The sequence below is a fragment of the Paenarthrobacter sp. NPDC090517 genome (assembly GCF_044769165.1).
Lineage (GTDB): Bacteria > Actinomycetota > Actinomycetes > Actinomycetales > Micrococcaceae > Arthrobacter.
In genome coordinates this window covers 366,693-389,226 of record NZ_JBIVXN010000002.1, presented here as the reverse complement: position 1 = coordinate 389,226, position 22,534 = coordinate 366,693, and the positions used below count along the sequence as shown (strand labels likewise).

General features: G+C 62.9%; 23 protein-coding genes. 16 read left to right on the top strand and 7 right to left on the bottom strand.

The genetic code is table 11. From position 1 onward, the window contains the following. Positions 1-27: 27 nt before the first annotated feature. Genes ACIQTW_RS10600 through ACIQTW_RS10590 form a run of 3 tightly spaced genes read right to left on the bottom strand, consistent with a single transcriptional unit; the run spans position 28 to position 2,826 of the window. Positions 28-1,266 carry a sensor histidine kinase gene (locus tag ACIQTW_RS10600; RefSeq protein ID WP_402936764.1) on the bottom strand — a complete coding sequence of 413 codons (1,239 nt, stop codon included), beginning with the start codon at positions 1,264-1,266 and terminating at the stop codon, positions 28-30. Between the two features lie 11 nt (positions 1,267-1,277). After that, the gene (locus ACIQTW_RS10595) at positions 1,278-1,991 is read right to left on the bottom strand and encodes a tyrosine-protein phosphatase (protein ID WP_402936763.1); all 714 of its coding nucleotides are present in this window, start codon (positions 1,989-1,991) and stop codon (positions 1,278-1,280) included. Between the two features lie 13 nt (positions 1,992-2,004). Further along, positions 2,005-2,826 (bottom strand): HAD-IIA family hydrolase, encoded by an 822-nt coding sequence (locus tag ACIQTW_RS10590; RefSeq protein ID WP_035761154.1) that lies wholly within the window; start codon positions 2,824-2,826, stop codon positions 2,005-2,007. Positions 2,827-2,943: 117 nt separating this feature from the next. Between ACIQTW_RS10590 and ACIQTW_RS10585 the strand changes: the two genes are divergently transcribed. From ACIQTW_RS10585 to ACIQTW_RS10545, 9 genes are all read left to right on the top strand, one after another. Then, a complete protein-coding gene (locus ACIQTW_RS10585) occupies positions 2,944-3,471 on the top strand; it encodes a PadR family transcriptional regulator (protein ID WP_402936762.1) in 528 nt (175 codons plus the stop codon). Then, a complete protein-coding gene (locus ACIQTW_RS10580) occupies positions 3,468-4,181 on the top strand; it encodes an ABC transporter ATP-binding protein (RefSeq protein ID WP_402936761.1) in 714 nt (237 codons plus the stop codon). Before ACIQTW_RS10585 ends, ACIQTW_RS10580 begins: the two co-directional genes overlap by 4 nt. A 245-nt stretch (positions 4,182-4,426) precedes the next feature. Next, positions 4,427-6,397: an FtsX-like permease family protein gene (locus ACIQTW_RS10575; RefSeq protein WP_402936760.1), complete on the top strand. Its 1,971-nt coding sequence runs from the start codon at positions 4,427-4,429 to the stop codon at positions 6,395-6,397. Between the two features lie 231 nt (positions 6,398-6,628). Then, positions 6,629-7,906 (top strand): hypothetical protein, encoded by a 1,278-nt coding sequence (locus ACIQTW_RS10570; protein ID WP_402936759.1) that lies wholly within the window; start codon positions 6,629-6,631, stop codon positions 7,904-7,906. 56 nt (positions 7,907-7,962) lie between these two features. Continuing rightward, complete coding sequence (locus tag ACIQTW_RS10565; RefSeq protein WP_402936758.1) at positions 7,963-8,649, top strand: TrmH family RNA methyltransferase; 687 nt, start codon at positions 7,963-7,965, stop codon at positions 8,647-8,649. 129 nt (positions 8,650-8,778) lie between these two features. After that, positions 8,779-10,005: a lipase family protein gene (locus tag ACIQTW_RS10560; RefSeq protein ID WP_402936757.1), complete on the top strand. Its 1,227-nt coding sequence runs from the start codon at positions 8,779-8,781 to the stop codon at positions 10,003-10,005. A 136-nt stretch (positions 10,006-10,141) separates the two neighbouring features. Then, a complete protein-coding gene (locus ACIQTW_RS10555; RefSeq protein ID WP_402936756.1) occupies positions 10,142-11,071 on the top strand; it encodes a hypothetical protein in 930 nt (309 codons plus the stop codon). Between the two features lie 172 nt (positions 11,072-11,243). Next, entirely contained in the window at positions 11,244-12,263 is a 1,020-nt protein-coding gene (gene fbaA / locus ACIQTW_RS10550) for a class II fructose-bisphosphate aldolase (RefSeq protein ID WP_402936755.1), read from the top strand. Then, the gene (locus ACIQTW_RS10545; protein WP_011773312.1) at positions 12,263-12,685 is read left to right on the top strand and encodes a DUF3151 domain-containing protein; all 423 of its coding nucleotides are present in this window, start codon (positions 12,263-12,265) and stop codon (positions 12,683-12,685) included. Before fbaA ends, ACIQTW_RS10545 begins: the two co-directional genes overlap by 1 nt. Positions 12,686-12,803: 118 nt before the next feature. Here the strand turns inward: ACIQTW_RS10545 and ACIQTW_RS10540 are convergent, their stop codons facing one another. From ACIQTW_RS10540 to ACIQTW_RS10530, 3 genes are read right to left on the bottom strand one after another with little or no spacing between them, the layout of a single operon-like run. Then, positions 12,804-13,616 carry an ABC transporter ATP-binding protein gene (locus tag ACIQTW_RS10540; RefSeq protein ID WP_402936754.1) on the bottom strand — a complete coding sequence of 271 codons (813 nt, stop codon included), beginning with the start codon at positions 13,614-13,616 and terminating at the stop codon, positions 12,804-12,806. Then, positions 13,613-14,677: an iron-enterobactin ABC transporter permease gene (gene fepG / locus ACIQTW_RS10535; protein WP_402936753.1), complete on the bottom strand. Its 1,065-nt coding sequence runs from the start codon at positions 14,675-14,677 to the stop codon at positions 13,613-13,615. The genes ACIQTW_RS10540 and fepG overlap by 4 nt, the downstream gene beginning before the upstream one ends. Next, positions 14,674-15,765, bottom strand: a complete 1,092-nt coding sequence (locus tag ACIQTW_RS10530) for an iron chelate uptake ABC transporter family permease subunit (protein ID WP_402936971.1) — start codon at positions 15,763-15,765, stop codon at positions 14,674-14,676. Before ACIQTW_RS10530 ends, fepG begins: the two co-directional genes overlap by 4 nt. 148 nt (positions 15,766-15,913) lie before the next feature. On the opposite strand from ACIQTW_RS10530, the gene ACIQTW_RS10525 reads away from it, so the two are divergent. Beyond that, positions 15,914-16,906 carry an ABC transporter substrate-binding protein gene (locus ACIQTW_RS10525; protein ID WP_402936970.1) on the top strand — a complete coding sequence of 331 codons (993 nt, stop codon included), beginning with the start codon at positions 15,914-15,916 and terminating at the stop codon, positions 16,904-16,906. A gap of 87 nt (positions 16,907-16,993) precedes the next feature. Here ACIQTW_RS10525 and ACIQTW_RS10520 read toward each other — a convergent pair whose 3' ends face one another. Beyond that, the gene (locus ACIQTW_RS10520; RefSeq protein ID WP_402936752.1) at positions 16,994-17,626 is read right to left on the bottom strand and encodes a uracil-DNA glycosylase; all 633 of its coding nucleotides are present in this window, start codon (positions 17,624-17,626) and stop codon (positions 16,994-16,996) included. A gap of 348 nt (positions 17,627-17,974) precedes the next feature. Here ACIQTW_RS10520 and ACIQTW_RS10515 point away from each other — a divergent pair, with 348 nt between their 5' ends. From ACIQTW_RS10515 to ACIQTW_RS10490, 6 genes are all read left to right on the top strand, one after another. Continuing rightward, positions 17,975-18,589 carry a SipW-dependent-type signal peptide-containing protein gene (locus tag ACIQTW_RS10515; RefSeq protein ID WP_402936751.1) on the top strand — a complete coding sequence of 205 codons (615 nt, stop codon included), beginning with the start codon at positions 17,975-17,977 and terminating at the stop codon, positions 18,587-18,589. 3 nt (positions 18,590-18,592) lie between these two features. After that, positions 18,593-19,249 (top strand): SipW-dependent-type signal peptide-containing protein, encoded by a 657-nt coding sequence (locus ACIQTW_RS10510; protein ID WP_402936750.1) that lies wholly within the window; start codon positions 18,593-18,595, stop codon positions 19,247-19,249. Beyond that, on the top strand, positions 19,246-19,809 hold the full coding sequence (locus ACIQTW_RS10505) for a signal peptidase I (RefSeq protein ID WP_402936749.1): 564 nt from the start codon (positions 19,246-19,248) through the stop codon (positions 19,807-19,809). Before ACIQTW_RS10510 ends, ACIQTW_RS10505 begins: the two co-directional genes overlap by 4 nt. Next, a complete protein-coding gene (locus ACIQTW_RS10500) occupies positions 19,796-20,473 on the top strand; it encodes a hypothetical protein (RefSeq protein WP_402936748.1) in 678 nt (225 codons plus the stop codon). The genes ACIQTW_RS10505 and ACIQTW_RS10500 overlap by 14 nt, the downstream gene beginning before the upstream one ends. Continuing rightward, positions 20,470-20,988, top strand: a complete 519-nt coding sequence (locus ACIQTW_RS10495) for a hypothetical protein (RefSeq protein ID WP_402936747.1) — start codon at positions 20,470-20,472, stop codon at positions 20,986-20,988. Before ACIQTW_RS10500 ends, ACIQTW_RS10495 begins: the two co-directional genes overlap by 4 nt. A gap of 228 nt (positions 20,989-21,216) precedes the next feature. After that, the gene (locus tag ACIQTW_RS10490; RefSeq protein WP_402936746.1) at positions 21,217-22,506 is read left to right on the top strand and encodes an adenylosuccinate synthase; all 1,290 of its coding nucleotides are present in this window, start codon (positions 21,217-21,219) and stop codon (positions 22,504-22,506) included. The last annotated feature ends 28 nt before the right edge of the window (positions 22,507-22,534 follow it).

The following is a 22,534-nucleotide window of genomic DNA, read 5'->3' as shown; positions in this document are numbered from 1 at the left end:
ACGGAGCCAATCCTCCCATAAATGCGATCACGAATTGGCAGACGCCAACCCGTCCAGCGGGATGGACACGGCGGTGGTCCAGCGCCCGTCGCTAAGGCCAACGTCCATGAATCCTCCGAACACTTCACAGCGAGCACTCATTGCCTCAAGCCCGGTCCGGGAAGACATGATCGGCTCCGCCGTGGAGACTGTGTTCTCTGATGCAAGTTGCACGCGATCGGCCCCGACAGCCAAACGCAGATCCACTACCCCGGACGGGTCGGCGTGTTTGAGCACGTTGGTCCCCATTTCCCGTACGGTCCGGCGAAGCGCCTGGCGCAGGCTGGCCGGGATCCGGGCTACTTCGCCTTCGACGACGAGGCTCACCTGGAAGCCCGCGCGATCCAAAGCTTCAACAACTCCGTCGAGATCGTGGACCAAGCCAACGGCGGTGGTGGTTTCACCTGACATCGCTGGAGCATCCAGGAAATCAGCGTCCTGTCCTTCGCGGTCCGGTATCTGTGAACCGCCTCCCAGCTCATCTCTCTCCTCTTCCTTAAGGAGGGTCACCAGGCTGCGCAGATCCTGCAGGGTCTGCTGCGCGGCATTTCCAATGCCCTCCAGGATTTGGGAGGTCTTTGCCTGGTCGTTCACGAACTCAGCGCGTCGCGCCTGCATGGCAATGATGGTCACGTCGTGGGCCACGATGTCGTGAAGCTCGTGGGCCAGCCGTGTTCTTTCCTCACTGCGGACTTGTGCTTGTTGCTCCTGCAAATCACGGATGTGGTGTGTGCTCTGCTCGTAACGATGCCGGTAAACGTTGACGCTGCGCCAAGCCGCGGCCGCCAGGAAGACCACCAGGGCCAGCAGCACTGCCGGTTGGTCGGCCATCTCCGGCGTCGATATGTACAGCCCCAGCAAGACGCTAGGCACGAACAGCGAAAAATTGATGGCCAGCTTCCATGGAAGAAGGAAGGAACAGAAAGCCACCACCACCATGGTGGGGAAGATCATCGCCACCACGAGGGACGCATCTCCGCCCAGGACCGTGATCACGGCCAGGGAGAGGCACCAGGCAACAGCCGCTTGCATGGCACCGAGCAATAGCGCGAGAAGCGGCAAATACGGGACTACCAGCTCCAACCAGCCCTGAAATGACGAAAGATCGTGTTGCTGCCAGCGGACTCCCAACCCCAGAAAAAGCAGGGTGGCCAGAACGATCGCCGAGCGAACAACCCACCCTCCGGGAAGGGGTTTGACGTCCGCGAGCCAGTTCGTCCTACTCATCCACCCAAGTATTACAGAGCCAGCGATTCAACCTCGACGGCGGTGAGGCCCGCCTCGCGCAGAAAGCTCCGCACCTGGCCGAACTCCTGAGCGAACCCGGCCAGGAAATGCCGCATCGCAGCTTCGGGGCTCTGCAGAATCATGAGGTCAGGGCTGAAATACTCTGCCGGTGTTGAGGGGACGCTCAGTCGCCATGTTTCTGCCATGACTTCCAGGACGTCCGGCAGGTTGGCTGTGGTGGCCGCGTAGTCCGCCACCACTTGGTCCTCGGTTCCTCCAGCTGCCAGTAGCCCAATCGCCGACACCACACCCGTTCGGTCCTTGCCCAGCGAACAGTGAACCAGGGTGCGTTTGCCGCGAGCGACCGGTCGCAGGGCGTCACCCACCCATTCGGGCCGCAGCCGGATCCATCCCAGATACAAGTCGCCGAGGTCCTCAGCTGTTTCCACGGCCTGGAGAGACCCGGCTATGGCGTTCGGGTCCAGCGGGTTATGGATGAGCTCGACGGCGGGCGGGACGACGGCGGCAGGCCCGCCGCCGTCGTCGTTCCCGTCCTGAACCAGCCACGGAACCAACGAGCGCTCAAGCTCGCTCCGCAGGTCCACAATTGCCTGGATGCCGTGCTGCGCCAGGAATCCCGACGTTGCAGCGGCATCCAAACCGAATGGCTGGCTTCCCCTGAGTATCCGGCCGCCGGCCAAGGGACGCAGATTGAGCACAGCCATGGTTTAGTCCTCTTTAGATCTGGCTCTTGAGGTCGGCCACCGAGTTCAGGATCTGGTTTGGCCGGAACGGGAAGGAGACGATTTCTTCGCGCTGCGTGATGCCGCTAAGAACCAGGACCGTGTGCAGGCCCGCCTCCATGCCGGCCACGATGTCCGTATCCATGCGGTCGCCGATCATCGCCGTGGTCTCGGAGTGGGCGTCGATCTGGTTCATGGCTGAGCGGAACATCATGGGGTTTGGCTTGCCCACAATGTACGGTTCGCGGCCGGTGGCCTTGGTGATCATGGCCGCGATGGCACCGGTCGCCGGCATGGGCCCGTCCTTGGAGGGGCCGGTTGCGTCCGGGTTGGTGGCAATGAACCGGGCGCCGGCCAGGATGTGGCGGACGGCCATGGTGATGGCTTCGAAGGAGTAGGTGCGGGTTTCGCCGAGCACCACGAAATCGGGGTCGGTGTCCGTGAGGATGAAGCCGGCCTCGTGCAGCGCGGTAGTCAGGCCTGCTTCACCGATGGTGTAGGCACGGTTGCCCGAATCAGAGGACTGGACCTGGTCCTTGAGGAACTGGGCGGTGGCCAGCGCCGAAGTCCAGATGTTCTCTTCCGGGACTTCCAAGCCGGACGCGCGCAGGCGGGCCGCGAGGTCGCGGGGAGTGAAGATGGAGTTGTTGGTCAGGACCAGGAAGCGCTTGGACGTGTCTACCCAGCGCTGGATGAGCTCAGCGGCACCAGGAATTGCTTGGTTTTCGTGAACCAGTACGCCGTCCATGTCCGTGAGCCAGCATTCAATTTCGTGGCCGTTCCGGTAAACCGATGTGGACGTGGTTTCTTCTGCCATATTTGCCTCCGGCTGGGGTTGTACATGCACTGCCACCCAGTCTTTCATCAATCTGGCGGCTGGACATCCTGTTCGCCTACTGGCGTAGGACTATAAACTCGGTGTATAGATGGGATGGTGAATAGTTCACTCACCCTTCTGGGCCTCCTGAATCTCGAGGCCAGCTATGGCTACGACCTCAAGCACTCGTATGACCGCTACTTCGGTGCCGGCAAGGCATTGGCATTCGGGCAGGTGTACTCGACGCTGGCCCGAATGGTCCGCGACGAACTGATCCGCGCCTTGGGGGAGGAAGCCGGAGGCGGCCCGGACCGCAAGAAATACGAGATCACTGTTGCCGGTGAGGCCAAGGTTCGCGAGTGGCTGTTCACCCCGGACATTCCCTCAGAGTCCCTGCAAAGCAACCTTTTCGCTAAGACAATCATCGCTTTGCTCCTCGACGACGACGCGGAGCGCCTTCTCGATGTACAGCGCAGCGAACACATGGCCCGCATGCGTGAACTGACCCGAATGAAGAGTGGTGCCGGACTGTTTCAGGTGCTCATGTGCGATCACGGGCTGTTCCACATCGAGGCTGACCTCCGCTGGATCGACCTCACCAGCGCCCGCCTCACCCAACTCAAAAAGGAGCTGCAGAGCGCATGATCATCAACCACGCTGCAACACCCATCATCAGCGCCCGCGGACTGCACCACTCCTTCGGTCGGACCGAGGCACTGAGGGGTCTCGATCTTGATGTCCACGCAGGCGAGGTGCTCGCCGTCATGGGACCTTCGGGCTCAGGGAAATCCACTCTGTTGCACTGTCTGGCCGGAGTCATTAGGCCCGACGGCGGTTCGGTAACCTACCACCCCGGCGGACGAACTCCTGTGGAAATCAGTGCCCTGCTGGAACCGAAAAGGGCGCGGTTGCGGCTGACTGATTTCGGATTCGTTTTTCAGTTCGGTCAGCTGTTGCCGGAGCTCTCAGCGGTGGACAACGTGAGCATTCCGCTCCTTTTGGACGGGGCCAGACGTCCCGAGGCACTCCGTAAATCTGCGGATCTCCTGGAACAGCTGGGCTTGGACGGTCTCGGTTCCAAGTTGCCCGGGGAGCTCTCAGGCGGCCAGGCCCAACGCGTCGCGGTCGCGCGGGCATTGGTCACCGCGCCTGCCGTGTTGTTCGCGGATGAGCCCACGGGCGCGCTCGATTCGCTCGCATCTGAGAACGTCCTGACATTGATGCTCAACCTCGTCCGTGACTCCGGTACAACGGTGGTGATGATCACCCACGATGCCCGAACCGCCGCTTATGCCGATCGGGAAGTCATCGTCCGCGATGGTGCCATGGGTGCCGGCTACCGGGTATCCGCGTGAATGCGGGACTGTTTCGCCTCGCAGTAATCGGCAGCCGCTCTGCCTATGGCCGGCTTGCAGGAATCGCTGGAGGTGTCGCCGTCGGGGTTTGTCTGTTGCTGTTGCTGTGGGGTGGTGCCAACGGGCTGCAAGGGCGTGACGATCGTGGTGCATGGCTACGGGAACAGGGGATGCCCGCTTTTTCGGACACGCAGGATGGCTCTGGACTTGCCAAACCCATTCCGTTGACACCGGAAACAGCGCTCGTGAAAACCCGAGGCACGGAAATCTTCCGCGACCAGCTGATTGAACGCCGTGACTTTGCTGCCCTTCCCTTAACCGCCGTGAAAATTCCAGGCGTCGGCACCCCTCCGGAGCCCGGTAGCTACTTTGCGTCGCCGGAACTGCAGCGCTTGATCGAGTCGACGCCCGGAGACCAACTGGGGAACCGTTTCGGCGAGTTTGCCGGCACAATTGATGACTCTGCCCTGCCGGGCCCGGACTCGTTGGTGGTCATCACCGGCGCAGAGGAAGCCGAACTCCGCCGGGGCGGAAACGCTTCCCTCGTGTCCGATTTCACCAGCAACCCCTACGGAGGCAGCGCGGCCAGCTACACCACAGTGCTGATCATCGGCGCTATCGCGGTGTTCTTCCCGGTTTTGCTATTGATCAGTATTGTCACGGGATTGGGTGCTGCGCAGCGGCGGGAACGCTTTGCTACCTTGCGGCTTATAGGTGCGTCGCCACGCACGGTCTCGCATATTGCCGCCGTCGAAATTGCCATCCCCAGCTTGATCGGCGCAATAACAGGCGTGGTGGCAGCTGCGTTGCTGAGCCCCGTTACCGCGCAGATACCGGTCAACGGGACGCGAATGTTCGCCGAAGACCTTGAGACCGGATGGCTCGCAGCAGCCACAGTGGCGGCCGTAGTGGTGGCAGCCTCCGCGCTGGTGGCCACAGTCCGTACAGCCAAGGCCGACGTCGGACCGCTGGGCGTGAGCAGGGCGGTGCATGAGAAGCGACCGACAGCATGGCGCACTGTGCCGCTGGTGTTAGGTCTCGCCTGCATGGCCGCGGCAGTGTTCCTCATTCGCATCCTGGAATTTCGGCTGCCATGGCTTGAGTCTCCCTTGCTGGTGGGTGGCTTCCTGATGGTTCTCGCAGGCATTGTGGCGATAGGCCCTTGGTTGACTCGGATGGTGAGCTGCATTGGAGCGCGCCATGCCGGGAGCGCTGCCACGGTCATTGCCGCCAGCCGCATCCAAAGGACCCCGGTTGCGACGTTCCGCTCGGTCTCGGGATTGGTCATCGCGGTATTCGTGGTCTCGGTCTTCGCCGGAGCATCAAGCGTCATCCAGTCCACGGATGCGCCAGTGGCCCGTCCTGGACTCCTGCAGCCAACCAGCCTGCACGCCATTTTGGGGACGGGCCAGAGTGCTGCGACTGCCCTGGACGCCGCCACTGCTGCGAAGGAATTGCCGGGGATCCGGAGCGCCGTCGTTGGCTATGGACTCGATGGGCTGTCCGAAAGGGGTGCCGGATCCGAGCTCTTCTTCAACGCCGGGGACGCCAGGGCATTGGGTTTCGAGGACATTCCAGAGTCGGAGACTGTTGCTGTGAAGGGTGAGTTCCTCTACTTCTGGACAGCACAGCCACTGGACTTGGCGCCCGTTCCGAGCGGAAGTGTGGGAGCACTCGTGCCGGTTGTCATGGTGCTCGACACCGACGGCACACCCGAAGCCGTGGACCGCGCCCGGACCGCCTTGGACAGTTCGGGCATCACTGCCACGCCAGCCGCCTCCACTTCAGATTTTCAGCTCCAGTCATCCCGGCGCCTCATCCACGGACTGTCTGTGCTGGCATTTCTCGGCATGTTTGTGGCTGTCGCCATTGCCGGGCTATCACTCGCGGTCGGGACGGCTTCGGCCATCCTGGACCGGCAAAGAGTTCTCGGGTTGATGCGGCTCATGGGCATGCCTCCCTTCGTCTTTCGCCGGATTATCACCTGGGAAGCAGCTGTCCCGCTACTGAGCGTCCTGGTGCTCTCCATAGGGCTCGGGTTCCTCGCGGCCTGGCTCATGGTTACCGCCATCGACGACAGCTATCAAGTGGCGTGGCCGGACCCTGGATACTTTGCCGCACTAGGCTTGAGCCTCGTGCTCGCCTGCTTTGCCGTGGTGGCAACCTTCGGCCTCGTTCGGGGCAGTACGGCCATGACCGCCACGCGGTTCGAGTAAGGCAGCAGCCCACCAGTTCGACGACGTGACTTGCGTTGGGCACGTCTTGCTCGACTACGCTTGTTGCGGCGCTGGGCTTGTTGGCGCTGGCGCGCCACCACCGTGGGTCGGGGGATCGACATGGTGAATCTTTATGTGCCGCCGCATTGTTAGCAGGTCCCCTCGTTCCGGATCGTCCACCAGGTGTCCCCAGAGACATCCCGGTGACCACCGCATGTGAAAGGGCCTGTCATGAGCAACAACAACGGAGTGCCTCAGCCTCCCTTCAACCCGGAGGGCGTGCCGCAGCCGCGATACGACACCGGTAAGGACCAGTACAGCCAGTACCAGCCCGGGCAGACGCAGCCCATGTATCAGCCGGAAGCCCAAACTGAGGCTTTTCCATCACAGCCCGGCCCGACCCAGGCGTTCCCTGCGCAGCAGCAAGGAAACCAGTCGCAGCAGCAAGGAAACCAGTCGGGGCATCCCGATGGCGAGTACGCCGAAACCGTCCATCGCTATCCCCAAGCGCAGCAGGCACAGCCGGGCTTTCCTTCGCCAGGCGGCGGCTACCCGGGGCAGCCAGGTTACCCGGGACAGTCTGGTTACCCGGGGCAGCCAGGTCACCCGGGACAGCCCGGCTACCCGGGACAGCCCGGCGGACCCGGCCAGAACCCGGGCGACCACAACAAGAAGTCGCTGTTCCTCATCCTGGGTGGGGTGGCCGTCGTCGTGATTATTGCGTTGGTGGTGACGTTCACGTGGCTGATTCCGTCCATGACCAAGCCCACCGCCGTTGACACTCCGCTGCCATCGGTGACGTCCTCCGAAAAAGCGTCCGAGGCCGCAGCCGAACCGTCTGCTGAACCTTCCGGTGAGGCCTCGGCATCCTCCGAGCTTCCCGCTGACGCTATCCCCCTGCCCGCTGGATGGGACGAGTTGGCCGGACCCAGCAATGTACCGGCTGACGGCGATCCGCTGTTCAGCAAGTGGGTCACGGGTGAATCCTCCTTCCAGTACCTGGCCGAGTGGACCCACGACGAGTCGTTCGGTATCACCAAGGACCCCACCACCGGAGTAGAAATCCAGAAGAAGGCCCAAGGAACTGTGGAGGCCGACGGGGACGGAATTGCGCTCGCATACGCTTTCTTCGCAGAGTCTGAGGAAGGCAAGTTCGGTAAGGATCCTGCGGAGATCAAGAAGGCCATCCAGGACATCGAAACCCGCTACAAGGGGATGACCGCTACCGAATTGCCCCAGAACCTTGTCGGCCACAAGTGCACGTCGGACTTCAAGACCACCATGCCGGAAATCCGTGAGTTCCGCAGAGGGGCGGCTGTGGTTGTCGGCTTCACCTGCACCAACGCCCGCGGCGAAGAAATCCAGGCAGTGAACCTGTTCTCCGTGACACCGTGGGGTACCCCGCAGATGCTCGGCGTCAGTGGCCACAAAACGTACTGGGACGCACACCCCGGGCTCTTCGAGCAATTGGGTAACTCGTACCGCATCAACAAGTGGAAGATGGGCTGACAACGGCTCGGCTCAGCGCGCTCAGGCGGGCAACGGGGCAGGGCTAAAGTTGAGGGGTGACTGACCTTCCCCCCAATACAGCCCTGCCCACGCCTGCCGAAACCACACCGGAAGGCGAGGCGGAGGCGAAACCCGAGGTCGGCGTCGGGCCATGGGAGGGCGAGTGGCCGGTTGGCGAGCACTGGGACCCGGACCTGTTGAGGGATGGTGACCGCCGCAATGTGGTGGACCAGTATCGCTACTGGAAGCACGAGGCGATCGTGACCGACCTTGATTCAAAGCGGCACGACTTCCACATCGCGATTGAGAACTGGCAGCACGACCTCAACATTGGCACCGTAGTGCGGACGGCCAATGCCTTTCTCGCCAAAGAGGTGCACATCATCGGCCGACGGCGGTGGAACCGTCGCGGGGCGATGGTCACCGACCGCTACCAGCACGTCCGCCACCACCCCACCGTTGAAGATTTCGTCCAGTGGGCTGAGGATGAGGGTCTTGCCGTGATTGGCATCGACATCTTCCCGGATTCCGTGCCTTTGGAGACCTATGACCTTCCCAAGAACTGCGTGCTGGTGTTCGGTCAGGAGGGCCCCGGCCTGACGCCTGAGGTGCACGATGCCGCCGTCGCCACGCTTTCAATTGAACAGTTCGGCTCCACCCGGTCAATGAACGCAGCCTCAGCGGCGGCCATCGCCATGCACGCTTGGGTCCGCCGGCACGTGTTCCAGCAGCCCGTCTCTTAGCCCTTCCGCCCCGCCCTGCCGCCTCGCGGCAAGAAATATTCACTGAATCGCTAGGCCAAGTTGTTACTCATCAGTAACATCTGGCGTGAACCGTGCTCAACGAGGAGCACGGCTACTACTGGAGGTTCAATGAAGCATCCTTCTCTTCGCCTGTCTTCAGCTTTCATCGTTGCTCTTCTTCTCGCGGCGGGCAGCGGTGGGGCTGCCACTGCGGCCCCGGAGCCCGCCGACTTTTACGCGGCCCCGGCCACGCTTCCACCCACCAATGGCGACGTGATCCGGACCGAGCCGTCGGTCTTCTACGTCGATCCACTTAAGACCATCAGGGCGCAGGCCGCAGTGCAGCGCGTCATGTACCGATCCGTTAACAGCGCCGGCGTTCCCGTCGCAATGACCGGCACCGTCCTGGTTCCGTCCACACCCTGGATAGGTGCGGGCGCGCGTCCGCTGGTGGGGTACGCCGTAGGGACCCAAGGACAGGGCGACCAGTGTGCGCCGTCCCGGGCCATGGCTGCAGGCGAGGAGTACGAGGGCGTGTTCATCGCCGGCTTGCTCGCGCGGGGATACTCCGTTGCGGTGACCGATTATGAAGGGCTGGGCACGGCGGGCAGCCACACATATATGGCTCGCGCATCGCAGGCACACGCAGTGCTCGACGTCGTCCGTGCGGCCCAGCGACTTGGGAACCCCCAGCTCGTGGCCGGGGGACCGGTGGCCCTTGCCGGATACTCCCAGGGCGGTGGCGCCTCGGCAGCCGCCGTCGAGCTTGCAGTGCAGTACGCACCGGAACTGAACCTCAAGGGCGCCTATGCCGGTGCCGTCCCCGCGGACCTTCCGGCAGTGGGGCTCAACCTCGACGGCGGGTTGTACACCGGCTTTCTTCTCTACGCCGTGACGGGCATGAGTGCTGCCGGCGGACTGGATCTTAGCCCTTACCTCAGTAGTGCCGGCCAAGCGAAAATCGCCGCAACGGACCATGAATGCACTGTGCAGTCCATTGCCTCCAGTGGCTTCCTGGACACCACCAAGCTCACAGTGTCAGGGGAAAAACTGAGTTCCCTGTTGGACCTGCCGCAGGTCAAGCCGGTGATCGCGGAGCAGAAAATCGGCAACGGGCGCGCACCCACGGTTCCGGTTCTGCTCTCCCACAGTGTGTTGGACGACGTCATTCCTTACGATCAGGGCCGCCAGTTGGCCAGGCGTTGGTGCGCGGCGGGTTCGTCGGTGTATTTCGACACCACCGCCGGTGCTACCCACGTTGGAGGGTATGCGGCGGCGATCCCGCAGGCCTTCCTCTTCCTGGAGCGCCGCTTTGCGGACAGGAGCCCGACGAGCAACTGCTGGCTGTACGGATAACTCACCTCCCGCCGAACTGGCAGATAACCCCCATGTTCGAGCCCAGCATGGGGGTTATCTGCCAACTCGCGGGGCTGAAGAAAGCGGCACCTGTGGATAACCTCACGGCGCTCCCGGGGGCAGGCCAGAATGAGGAATGCGCAGGACAAACCTTCCGGACCATCTGACCACGGGCTCGTTTTCCTTGCGTGCATCGGACAAGGCCGGCGTACCCCGTAAGCGCACTGCTGCCAAGGACCTGGTGACAGTTTCCCGCGGTGTGAGGGTGCCGGTCCTGTCCGGTGCCTCGGGGGCGGCAGCCCTTCGCGCCTACACGGATCTGGACGATGCGTCCGTGCTTGTCATGCTCAGTGCCGCCCGGCTATGGAACGTTCCGTTGCCCGGTTATGTCAGCGGGGATTGGCGGATTCACCTGGCACGGCGGAGGGGGTTCAGTTTTCCCCGACGGGTCAACGTGGCCGGGCATTCGGATGACGTGGGAGAGTACGACGGCGTCCGGCTCACCTCGCCTGCGCGGACTTGGCTGGACTTGGCTTCCGTACTGATGCTGGAAGACCTCGTTGCAGCGGGCGACTCGCTAGCGTGTTCCCACGGGCCTGAATTCCCGGTGCCCAAGGACGCCCTGTGCAGCATCGAGGAGCTGAGGGCCGTCGTCGGGAAGCACCCTGGCCGGCGGGGAGTGCGCACGGCCCGGGCAGCTTTGGAACTTATCCGGGTCGGCGCCGACTCGGCTCCGGAAACTCACATGCGGTTGGCTTTGATCGACGCGAACCTGCCTGAACCTGAACTGAACCACGTGGTCCGCAATCACCTCGGCCTGCCAGTCCTGTGGCCGGACGCCGCGTACCTCGAGTGGAAAGTCTCGCTTCAGTACGACGGCCAACACCATGGCGGCGCCCAACAACACCTCAGGGACATCGAACGCCAGGAACGCTCCCTGGCCTATGGCTGGCTTGAGGTCCGGATCTCCAAGCACGACCTCGAAGGTGAGAGACCCGCCGTCGTACATAAAGTCCGCCGCGCGCTCCAAAGCCGAGGCTGGAAGCCGCGCCGAGATGGCATTTGAACCCAATGCTTGGCTGCAACATGGGGTTTAAGTGCCAACTCGGCGGAAGTGTTAAGAACCCTCAGTGACCCGAAACACGGCGTCCCGGCGGATATCGCTAGGATGGGTGCTAGCCGTAAGCGGTCTACTCCAGGGTTACCAACCCACAGACGAATTCAGCATAGGAGTCACCATGCCCATTGCAACCCCAGAGATTTACTCCGAGATGATCGACCGCGCAAAGGCTGGCGGATTCGCTTTCCCCGCGGTCAACGTGACGTCGTCGCAGACTCTGAACGCTGCGATCCGCGGTTTCGCCGAGGCAGAATCCGACGGCATCATCCAGGTTTCCACCGGTGGCGCAGCATACTGGTCCGGCGCGTCGGTTAAGGACATGGTTGCCGGTTCCCTCGGCTTCGCCGCGTTCGCCCGCGAAGTTGCCAAGAACTACAACGTCAACATCGCCCTCCACACGGACCACTGCCCGCAGGACAAGCTGGCGGACTTCGTCCTCCCGCTGCTGGCCGCTTCCGAGGAATCCGTCAAGGCCGGCAAGGACCCGATCTTCAACTCGCACATGTGGGACGGTTCGCACGAAGCCCTCTCCGAGAACCTGCGCATCGGCCGCGAGCTGCTGGAACGCGCCGCAGCTGCCAAGATCATCCTCGAAGTTGAAATCGGCACTGTCGGTGGCGAAGAGGACGGCGTTGAGAACGAAATCAACGAGAAGCTGTACACCACCACCGAAGACGCCCTCGCAACCATTGAGGCCCTCGGAGCCGGCGAAAACGGCCGCTACCTTACCGCGCTGACCTTCGGCAACGTGCATGGCGTATACAAGCCGGGCAACGTGAAGCTCCGCCCGGAACTGCTCAAGCAGATCCAGTCCGAGGTTGGTGCGAAGATCGGCAAGGAAAACCCGTTCGACCTCGTGTTCCACGGCGGTTCGGGCTCCACCGAGCAGGAAATTGCTGACGCTGTTTCCTACGGTGTCATCAAGATGAACATCGACACTGACACCCAGTACGCCTTCACCCGCCCGGTTGCCGGCCACATGTTCTCCAACTACGACGGCGTCCTCAAGGTCGACGGCGAAATGGGCAACAAGAAGACCTACGACCCCCGCGTCTGGGGCGCTTCCGCGGAAGCCGGCATGGCCGCGCGCATCGTGGAAGCCGCCCAGCAGCTCGGATCGGTTGGCAAGACCTTCTAATGTCCGACGAATTCCGGAAGAACCTGATGGGGCCGGAGCCCACGCTCCTGCCCGCCGAAACCGAGATCTACCAGCACCTGGCACTCGGCAACGAAGCGCTGGACCTGGTGGCGAAGAACCCCACGTCGTCTCTTCTGTGGGCCATCCTCGCGGAGGAAGCATGGGCTGAGGGCCGGACCATTGAGTCCTACGCCTACGCCCGTGTTGGCTACCACCGCGGCCTGGATTCCCTGCGCCGCAACGGCTGGCGCGGTGTCGGACCCATCCCGTGGGAGCACGAGCCCAACCAGGGCTTCCTGCGGGCGCTCTACGCGTTGGGTCGCGCCGCTTCCGCAATCGGCGAGGCTGAAGAGCCGGAGCGGATCGAGAAGTTCCTGAACGACTCGGACCCGAAGGCCAAGGCAGCGCTCGAAGCCCGCTAGGGACTCAAGCAAACGACGACGGCGACCCTCACCGAAAGGCGAGGGTCGCCGTCGTCGTTAACCCAAGTAAGTAACAGATCAGGTCGTTATGAGAGCTCAAAACGACCTGATGTGTTACCTAGTTGGCTAGCCGTGGCCTGCCTAACGGAACCACCAGCGGTGTGTGCGTCACGGGGTCCTCGATGATCCGGCAAGCCATGCCGAACACTTCTTCCACCAAGGATTCAGTGATCACGTCCGCGGGAGCGCCTTCGGCCACCACCACGCCGTCCTTCATGGCGATGATGTGGTCCGCATAGCGGCTGGCATGGTTGAGGTCGTGCAGCACGGCAACCAAGGTGTGGCCCTTGTCCAGGTTCAGCTCGCGGAAGAGTTCCAACAGCTCGATTTGGTGGGCGATGTCGAGGAACGTGGTGGGTTCGTCCAGGAGCATGAGCGGCGTCTGCTGGGCGAGGACCATGGCCACCCACACACGCTGCCGCTGGCCGCCGGAGAGTTCGTCCACCAGTCGGCCGGACAAGGATGCGACGCCGGTGGCCTCCATCGCTTCCACGACCGCAATCTCATCGGAGACGGACCACTGCCGCAGCAGCTTCTGGTGCGGGTAGCGGCCGCGGGCTACGAGGTCGGCAACGGTGATGCCATCGGGCGCGATGGAGGATTGCGGCAGCAGCCCCAACCGGCGGGCAAGTTCCTTCGCGGGCAGTGATGTCACGGATTTCCCATCGAGCAGAACCTGACCGCTGCGGGGTTTGATCAGCCGGGCGAGGGCGCGCAGCAGCGTGGATTTTCCGCAGGCGTTCGGCCCGACGATCACTGTGAACTGGCCCTCGGGGATGCGCACATTGAGGTTTTCGGAAATGATGCGTTGCTCATAACCGATAGTCAGTGCTTCAGCGTGGAGCTGCGGCGCAGCTGTGGTGAGGCTCATGATTTCCTTGCTTCCCTGGCCAGCAGCCATACGAGATAGATACCGCCAATACACACCGTCACCACGCCCACGGGTAGCTGGATCGGGGCGAACAAGCGTTGGGCCGCGAGGTCGCTTGCCACCAAGAGGAAGGCGCCCATCATCGCGGAGGGCACCAGCGTGATACCGGCGCTTCGGGTAAGACGACGTGCAAGCTGGGGTGCCGCGAGGGCTACGAACGCGATGGGACCAGCCACGGCGGTGACGGCCGCAGTCAGTGCGACGCCCAGGATGAGCAGCAACAAACGGGTAGGTTCTGCCCTGACGCCCAAGGCGCGTGCGGCGTCGTCGCCCATTTCCAGGAGTTGCATCCGGCGTGCGACCGCCAGCGTGGCCAAGCCAACCAATACAACCACGACGGCGGCAGGCGCCGCTTGCTCCCAGGTGATGCCGTTGAGGGACCCCGCTCCCCAGACGGCTGCAGCCAGGGCGGCCTCGAGTTCGGCCTGCAGGATCAGCCAGTGGTTGAAGGCGGCAAGCATCGCACTGATGCCGATGCCCACGATGATGAGCCGGAAACCTTGGGAGCCGCGCCGGTAGGCAAGCAGATAGACGGCCAACGCTGTGAGGATGCCGCCCACCAGGGCTCCTGCAGCAATGCCAAGGTAGCCACCGCCAACGGTCAGCATCACGATCAAGGCTCCCGTGTAGGCGCCTGTGTTGAAGCCGATGATGTCCGGGCTGCCCAGTGGGTTGCGGGTCATGGATTGGAAGATGCCGCCGCTCATTCCCAAGGCCGCGCCGAACACCAGCGCCGAAAAAACGCGGGGGAGCCTCCACTCCATGACGATGGTTTGGGCCAGTCCCGGGGCGTCGCCCGTGAAGGCTTGCAGGACTTGCTGCACGGTGACCTCGTAGTCGCCGGTTGCCAGGCTGACGATCGCCACCGTAAGGGCTGCGAGGATCAAAGGAATACAGACCAAGATGCTGCGGACGTCGAACAGGAGGCTCAGCCCACGGTTGCGGACCAGGACTGTGGGCCGGCCAAAATCCACGCGGCTCCTTGGGTCTAATTGGCTCATAGCCCACTCACCTTCCGGCGCCGAGCCAACGCGATAAGCACCGGTGCGCCGATGAACGCCGTGACCACACCCACTTGGAGCTCGCCGGGCGCGGCAATCCTGCCCACCACGTCCGACACCAGGAGCAGGATAGGGGAGAGCACCACTGTGGTGGCCAATATCCAGCGCTGGTCCGGGCCAACGATCCACCGGGCCACGTGCGGAATCATGAGCCCCACAAAACCAATCGCACCGGCACCCGCGGTTGCTGCTCCGCTGAGGAGGGTAATAGCCACGACGCCCAGGATCCGGGTCCGGTTGACGTTGGCGCCGAGGGAGGTGGCGAGGTCGTCGCCCAGTGCCACGGCGTTGAGCCCGCCAACGCAGAACACGGCGATGATCAATCCCACCACCATGAACGGCGCCACGGTCATGACCGACTCCATGCTCCGGGTGTCCAGCGAGCCGATGCTCCACGAGCGCAAGTGGTCAAAGGCCTTGGGGTTCAGGAGGGTGAGACCCGAGCCGATACCGGTGAGGACCGCGCCCAGGGCAACACCGGCCAGGGTCAGCCTGATGGGATTCACCACGTTCCTACCGGAGGTGCCGATCAGGTAGACCGCTGCGGTGGTCAGGATTGCCCCGGCGAACGCGAACCAAATGTAGCCGCTGAGGGACCCGATACCAAAGACGCCGATGGCAATCACAATGGCAAACGAAGCTCCGGCGTTGACACCCAGGATGCCAGGATCGGCCAACGGATTCCGTGTGATCGCCTGAATGAGCGCGCCGGCCACGCCAAGGGAAATGCCGACGGCGATGCCCATCAATGTACGCGGCAGCCGATTCTGAAGGATGATCGCATGATCCGCGGTGTCCTGGGGGTTGGTGAACGCTTCCAAGACCGTTGTCGCAGGGATGAATTTCGCTCCCACACCGAGGCTCAGGATCGCCGCGCCAAGAAGGACCACTGCCGCGAAGGCCAGAAAGAGGATCCGCCAGCGGGATTTATTGACGACGCCGGAACTGGCAACTGTGCTTGCAGCCGGAAGGGCGGGAGCGGCTACTTGGGACATAACGCCGTCGATGGGGACACAGCAGGGGACCATTTCGAAGAGGGGCAGTAATATGACGGCCATTCCGTGACCGTCGTCACAACGTCACGAATGTGTGTCTTAATTAGGTTAGCCTTACCCAGTGAAAAATGACGATTTTGAAGTGCAGCCGCGTAAGGCATCCCGCGTGCGTAAGCTCGCTATGAAGGTGGCCGGTGTCGCCTTGGTGGCCGGCCTCATTGCGGGCTGCGGCACCAGTGGTGGGTCAGGTTCGGCTGCCGGCAACGCCGATGTTGCCACGGGCGGTTCCAAGTTCACCACCGCCGACCAGGAAACGGCCAAGCTGGGCACGGACGCTGCCCCCGGTGTTTTCCCGCGGACCCTCAAGCACGCCAACGGGGAGACCACCCTGGAGAAGAAGCCCACCCGCGTTGTGGTCCTCGATACCGGCGAGTTGGACGACGTCGTGACCCTCGGCGTCACACCGGTGGGCATGGCCACCACAGAGGGCGCCAACCCTGTCCCCACTTACCTGGCTGACAAGGTCAAGGATGTGGTTTCCGTGGGAACCATCCAGGACCTCAACCTTGAAGCAATCGCAGCTCTCAAGCCGGACCTCATCCTGGGCAGCCAGCTCCGCGCCGACAAGCTGTACAAGCAGCTGTCCGCCATCGCTCCCACGGTCTTCAGCATCCGCCCCGGCTTCCCGTGGAAAGAAAACTTCCTCCTGGTGGGCAAATCCCTGGGCGAAGAGGACAAGGCCGTCAAGGCGCTCAACGATTACCAGACCGAAGCGGATGCCCTCAAGGCAGACGTGAAGGGCGATCCCAAGATTTCCCTGGTCCGTTTCCTGCCGGGCAAGATCCGCCTGTACGCGAACAAGTCGCTGATCGGCGTCATCCTGAAGGATGCAGGCCTGGCCCGCCCGGAGAACCAGGACATCGATGAACTCGCTGCCGAGATTTCAGCCGAGAACATCGAGCAAGGCGACGCGGACTGGATCTTCTACAGCAGTTACGGCGATCCCGCGGCAACAGGCGAAACCTCCGTGGTTGAAGGCGCGGTTTGGCCCAAACTTGGCGCAGTCAAGGCTGGACAGGCAAAGCCAGTCAGCGACGACGTTTGGTTCCTCGGCCTCGGCCCCACAGGCGCCCAGCTGATCCTGAAGGATCTCCGCAGCATGCTGGTCGGCTAAGGCCTCCAGTCCGGCACAAGCACCCCAACGACGACGGCGGCCCTCACCAAAAGGTGGGGGCCGCCGTCGTTATGCGTGCGTTGGTAACTAGGCCTTGCGGGGAATGCCCGTCCGAGCCATTGCCTCGGCGTAGGCGCCGTGGATGGCGTCCAAGTATTCCTGCTGGCGGGCAGGGGTGCCAGCGAAGGAACGGCCACCCAGTGAACGGACCTTGAAGGTCTTGAATCCGCGGCGGGCGATGCTGGCCGGTGCGGCCTTCATGAGCTGATCGGCCAGGCGGTGTGCCTCGTTGCCGTGTGCCACCAGGGCGGACGTGCGCGGCAGGAGCTGCAAGAGACGCAGGAGCGGCTTGAGGCCTTCGGTGATGTTGGCCGGAGTCAGCTTGCCCGGTTCCTCGGACGGCTCGATCCACGGGTACGCGTTCCACGGCATCATGAGCTCGGGACGCAGGCCCAGCTGCCACTGCATGCCGAGCATGCGGGTGTTGGCTTCCTCGTCACCCGGGGTGATGAAACCTTCGCCGGTGTTGGTGCGCTGATTGGAGAAAAGGCTGACGATGCGGCAGTCATCCATGCTGTGGGCGGGGTCGATGTAAAGGACCTCGCTGCCCGGCTTCTGCTCCTTGATGGAGTCGCACAGCTCGTTGACCTCGGCGATGTGCGGTTCGTAGCGGCGGTTCCAGAGGATTTCTTCAGGTGATTCAGTCGCCAGTTCTTGCATCAGGGGTTAGGTCTCCTAGGTGTTACAGCGCACCGTTCCAAGGTGCTGCGGGCATGCCGCAGCCAAACCTCAAAGGGTGCTGTTGGGGGCTAACTAACCTTACCGGACTATGGGGGTGAACGGGTGCCGCTTCGGCGCGCCCCCGAATGCGACACGGCGTGTTGCCCTGGAACGTGGCGGGTGTCTCGCCGGGGTCGAACCTGAACATTAACCCATTTGTGCAGGTCAGAGCCGTTGACTTTGACTTGCTCAGATGATGGGTTGGGGCTATTGGTTTTGGGGGAACCGGTTCTGAAATCCCCTGACTCCATGCACCGGTCTTCGGCATCATCTACCTCGGGGGTAAACGTGGTTGCATCAACAGAAGCGTCGCCAGAATCAGGTCAGGGGCCGGGCAAGGCTCCAAGAGTCCGTGCGATCCTGGCGGGTGGTCTGGTCCTGGGAGTGGGTGCGGCCATCACCTTGGCCGCGTGGAACAGCTCCGAGTTTGCCCAAGGCACCTTCACGGCAGGATCTTTCAATCTCCAGGGCAGCACCAACGGAACCACGTTCACTGAGAATCCAGTGGGCTCGCCTGCCACGTTGGCATTCACCACCAACCCGACAAACTTGTCGCCGGGCGATGTCGTATCCGCTCCGTTTGCTGTCAGGTTGGATGCGGCGTCAAGCTATGACGCCACGGTGACCATCTCCACGGAAGGTTCCACAGGATCCCTGGCAGGCCTGACGTACGAACTCACGCAGTCTGATGCTTTTGGTTGCGCCGAAGCTGTTACGGAAACACTGGTGGCGGCCGGACAAACGGTGGGGACGACGCCGGCAAGCGTCACCTTTCCCTTGACTCAAGGAGCCGATACTGACCCCGGAGCGCCCGTGAACCTCTGCTTCAGGGTGACCGCCGGGGCAGTCGACCAAGCCCAAACCGGGTCCACGACGTGGGAATTCGCCGCGCAGTCGCAGTAATCCATGGGTCATCGACGAGCAAAAACAAGACGCGGTGTAGCTTTCCTTCGTGTCCGGGCACTCCTCGCAGGGGCATTGGCGCTGGGACTCGGCGGCTCCGTCACCCTCGCCTCGTGGACGGACAGCAATTTCGCAAGCGGTTCGTTCGGAGCCAGCGTGTTCCAAACTGAATCCAATGTGACCAAGCCGTATGACGCCTTGGGTACTTGGAGCACCAACGACGTTTCGCCCGGTGCCACGTTGGTGTTCAATGCCACCGCCATGAGCCCGGGCACCGTGTTCTATGCGCCGTTCGCCATCAGGACCAAAGTAAATTCCGTGGCGGGCGAGGTGGTGCTGGGCATTCCCTTGGTGGCCAGCACCGGAACCGGGACCGCAGATCTGGGTGCTGCGCTGCGGTACCGGGTGATCCGATCAGCTACGTGCCAGGCGTCGTCGTTCACGGGGAGTCCGGACTTTGTGGTTGGTAGCGATGGCGTCAAGCCGTTGACCGTGGGCCAGGCCGCAGGCGTCGTGAATTCGCTGGCGGCGGCCACGACCCTGCCGGGAGCAGCCACGCAATTTTGCTTCGAAGTGTCGCTTCCGGCGGGGGCAAACAATGCGTTGCAGGGTCAGACGGCAACCGCGACCTGGCAGTTCACTGCCACCTCAAGCTCATGAGCACACCACCGATCCGGGCTGGCCGGTTTCAGCACCGCTTAAGGGAGATGCTGCTGAACCTGGCTGCCGCAGGCGGTGCCGTATGCCTCATCGCCGTGGTTCTCGCGGTGGCATTCAACATCACCCTGATCCTCTTCAAAACCGGATCCATGTCGCCAACCATCCCGGCAGGTTCGCTGGCCGTGGTTCGCGGGATTCCGGCTGCCGAGGTAAAAATTGGCGACGTTGTCACAGTGGACCGCCCCGGAAAGCTGCCCATTACGCACAGGGTCCAAACCGTTGAACCAGCGGAGGGTGCTGCCCGGGCCATCACCATGAAAGGTGACGCCAACGTCGAGGCCGATCCGGCGCCCTACGTCGTGGAGCGGGTCCGGATTGTGCTCTGGTCCGCCCCCGGGCTTGCGTATCCCCTGGCCGCTGTCGCCAACCCGGTGGTGTTGGGTGCAACTACCGTCTGCGTCGCGGCGCTTGTGAGCTGGGTGTTGTGGCCCCGAGACGGATCCCGGAGCGGCTCAGGGCGCGGACAGCGCCGCAAAAGGGGGCAACATGCTGCTGTCTAGGTTGGGGGCCTTGGCCGGGCTGCCCGCTCTCTTTTTGTTGGCTGCCATTCCGGCCCACGCGCAGGAAGGGCCCTCCGGATGGTTGGAGCTCGACGCCGGTCCGGCCGGGGAGGTGCACCGTCTCAACCCGGGTGGGAGGGCGGATTGGGCGGTAGACGTCTACGCGCGGGGTGAGGCTGCCGGTTCCCTGGAAGTGTGGATCCAGCCGGCCGAAACTCCAGGTCCGGACAGTGAATCCAAGGGACTCCGGGACTTCCTTAGTGTGCAACTACGATCCTGCGAACTGCCATGGGAGGGCACCTCGTGTGCGCACGGCGAAGAGAACTTGCTTGGGCCCACGGGACTAAATCTTGCCGAGGGCTTGCGGATCGACCTCATGAAAGACGGCAGCACCTGGTCCAGGGGGACATACGTCCTTGTGAGCGCGGCGCTCTCGGAGGACGTTCCTGAGGAGGTACAAGGGAGCCGCACGCAGATTGTGGTGGGCGTCCATGGTTCGGGCGACGCCGCTGGAGATGGTGCTGCCACAGGACGCCCGGGCGGGCCGCCGTCGTCCGTTGGCTTGGCTGGTACTGGTGCCAGATTGGCTGGCTTCGCGGCTCTGGGGGTCTTTGCGGTTGCGGCAGGGTTCGCATTTGTGCGGTTTCGGGGTGCGCGGGCATGAGGAAACGGCTCGGCTGGTGGAGTTCCACGGCGTTGGCACTGGCCCTGCTGATCTCCGTCTCAAGCCCGTCACCCGTGACTGAGGCTTCCTGGCAGCGGAGCGAGTTCAGCAGGGGGAGCTTCGGGACCATCACGATTCCGCCCGCAACCCTCAATGGCGCCTGCCAGTACAACGCTGGGTTTCTCGGCACAGACGCTAACGTCAGGGTTTTTTGGAAACCGCCGGCCACGTACCCAAACCTGACGGACGCCCTGATTGATGTTCACCTGCTCACGGCCGGATCCCCGGTCACGACACTCCAGGGATATCCCGGAGCTGCGAATACCACCGGGTCATCATCGACCGGCTACACCACAGAGATTCCGGCTACGCTTCTTGGCGGCATTTTGGGGTTCAACACGCAGTTCCAAGTGGATATCTACATCGCCGCGGCCGGGTGGAAGTCCACGCCTGTGTCGGTAAGGGCCAATGCAGGCCTGATTGCCGGCGCCGGCGGATCCTGCACCAATCTCTGAATCGTCATCCCGGGTAGTCCAAAACTTGGGCAAAACGTCGCGGAACGCCTCCTTGACACCAGAGAAACCGCTGTCATCGGCTAAACTTGGCTGGTAAGAGCCCCGAAACTCTTGCGTATGCCGTGCCTTGCGGCCGGCTGCACCAGCTAAGTCGGGGCATTCTCATGTACGGCGTCCCGTCCTGGTCATCCGGCTGGGTCCGGGCCCGAAAGAATGGGGGAGGATCCCATGCCCGCTATCGTGATCGTCGGAGCCCAGTGGGGCGACGAAGGCAAAGGCAAAGCAACCGATCTGCTCGGTGGCCGCGTTGACTACGTGGTTAAGCCCAACGGCGGTAACAACGCCGGGCACACCGTGGTTGTTGGCGGTGAGAAGTATGAGCTGAAGCTCCTTCCCGCGGGCATCCTAAGCCCCAACGCAATACCTATTATTGGCAACGGCTGCGTGGTGAACCTGGAGGCCCTCTTCCAGGAAATCGACGGTCTTGAAGCCCGCGGTGCAGACACATCCCGCCTGCGGGTCTCGGCCAACGCCCACCTGGTTGCTCCGTACCACCAGGTCCTGGATAAGGTGACCGAGCGCTTCCTTGGCAGCCGGGCCATCGGCACCACAGGCCGTGGCATTGGGCCTGCGTACATGGACAAGGTGGCCCGTCTGGGTATCCGCGTCCAGGATGTCTTCGACGAATCGATCCTCCGCCAGAAGGTGGAAGGTTCGCTGCGCCAGAAGAACGAACTCCTGGTCAAGGTTTACAACCGGCGCGACATTTTGGTGGACGAGATCGTGGAGTACTTCCTGTCCTTCGCCGAGCGCTTGCGCCCGCTGGTCATCGACAGCACTCTTGTCCTCAACAATGCCCTGGACGAGGGCAAGGTTGTGCTCATGGAAGGTGGCCAGGCAACGTTCCTGGACGTCGACCACGGAACCTACCCGTTCGTCACCTCGTCCAACCCCACAGCAGGCGGCGCGTCCGTTGGCTCCGGCATTGGTCCCACCCGCATCTCGCGGTCCATTGGCATCATCAAGGCCTACACCACGCGTGTTGGCGCCGGTCCGTTCCCCACGGAACTGTTCGACGAGATGGGTGTTTACCTGCAGAAGACCGGCGGCGAGTTCGGCGTGAACACCGGCCGTCCCCGCCGCTGCGGTTGGTACGACGCCGTCCTGGCCCGCCATGCTTCCCGCGTCAACGGCTTCACGGACTACTTCGTCACCAAGCTGGACGTCCTCACGGGCATCGAGCAGATCCCCGTGTGCGTTGCCTACGACGTTGACGGCGTGCGCCACGATGAAATGCCCATGACGCAGACCGAGTTCCACCACGCGGTGCCCATCTTTGAGTACTTCGACGGCTGGACCGAGGACATCACCGGCGCCCGTACCCTGGAAGACCTCCCGGAGAACGCGCGCAACTACGTGCTGGCCCTCGAAAAGCTCTCCGGCACGCGCTTCTCCGCAATCGGCGTCGGCCCGGATCGCGACCAGACCATCGTTGTTCACGACCTGATCAACGACTAAGTACTGCTACATCCACGACGACGGCGGG

Coding starts and splice junctions, on each gene's coding strand:
- ACIQTW_RS10600 (WP_402936764.1), bottom strand. CDS start 1,266: ATGAGTAGGACGAACTGGCTCGCGGACGTCAAACCCCTTCCCGGAGGG.
- ACIQTW_RS10595 (WP_402936763.1), bottom strand. CDS start 1,991: ATGGCTGTGCTCAATCTGCGTCCCTTGGCCGGCGGCCGGATACTCAGG.
- ACIQTW_RS10590 (WP_035761154.1), bottom strand. CDS start 2,826: ATGGCAGAAGAAACCACGTCCACATCGGTTTACCGGAACGGCCACGAA.
- ACIQTW_RS10580 (WP_402936761.1), top strand. CDS start 3,468: ATGATCATCAACCACGCTGCAACACCCATCATCAGCGCCCGCGGACTG.
- ACIQTW_RS10570 (WP_402936759.1), top strand. CDS start 6,629: ATGAGCAACAACAACGGAGTGCCTCAGCCTCCCTTCAACCCGGAGGGC.
- ACIQTW_RS10560 (WP_402936757.1), top strand. CDS start 8,779: ATGAAGCATCCTTCTCTTCGCCTGTCTTCAGCTTTCATCGTTGCTCTT.
- ACIQTW_RS10555 (WP_402936756.1), top strand. CDS start 10,142: ATGCGCAGGACAAACCTTCCGGACCATCTGACCACGGGCTCGTTTTCC.
- fbaA (WP_402936755.1), top strand. CDS start 11,244: ATGCCCATTGCAACCCCAGAGATTTACTCCGAGATGATCGACCGCGCA.
- ACIQTW_RS10545 (WP_011773312.1), top strand. CDS start 12,263: ATGTCCGACGAATTCCGGAAGAACCTGATGGGGCCGGAGCCCACGCTC.
- ACIQTW_RS10540 (WP_402936754.1), bottom strand. CDS start 13,616: ATGAGCCTCACCACAGCTGCGCCGCAGCTCCACGCTGAAGCACTGACT.
- fepG (WP_402936753.1), bottom strand. CDS start 14,677: ATGAGCCAATTAGACCCAAGGAGCCGCGTGGATTTTGGCCGGCCCACA.
- ACIQTW_RS10530 (WP_402936971.1), bottom strand. CDS start 15,765: ATGGTCCCCTGCTGTGTCCCCATCGACGGCGTTATGTCCCAAGTAGCC.
- ACIQTW_RS10525 (WP_402936970.1), top strand. CDS start 15,914: ATGAAGGTGGCCGGTGTCGCCTTGGTGGCCGGCCTCATTGCGGGCTGC.
- ACIQTW_RS10520 (WP_402936752.1), bottom strand. CDS start 17,626: ATGCAAGAACTGGCGACTGAATCACCTGAAGAAATCCTCTGGAACCGC.
- ACIQTW_RS10510 (WP_402936750.1), top strand. CDS start 18,593: ATGGGTCATCGACGAGCAAAAACAAGACGCGGTGTAGCTTTCCTTCGT.
- ACIQTW_RS10505 (WP_402936749.1), top strand. CDS start 19,246: ATGAGCACACCACCGATCCGGGCTGGCCGGTTTCAGCACCGCTTAAGG.
- ACIQTW_RS10500 (WP_402936748.1), top strand. CDS start 19,796: ATGCTGCTGTCTAGGTTGGGGGCCTTGGCCGGGCTGCCCGCTCTCTTT.
- ACIQTW_RS10495 (WP_402936747.1), top strand. CDS start 20,470: ATGAGGAAACGGCTCGGCTGGTGGAGTTCCACGGCGTTGGCACTGGCC.
- ACIQTW_RS10490 (WP_402936746.1), top strand. CDS start 21,217: ATGCCCGCTATCGTGATCGTCGGAGCCCAGTGGGGCGACGAAGGCAAA.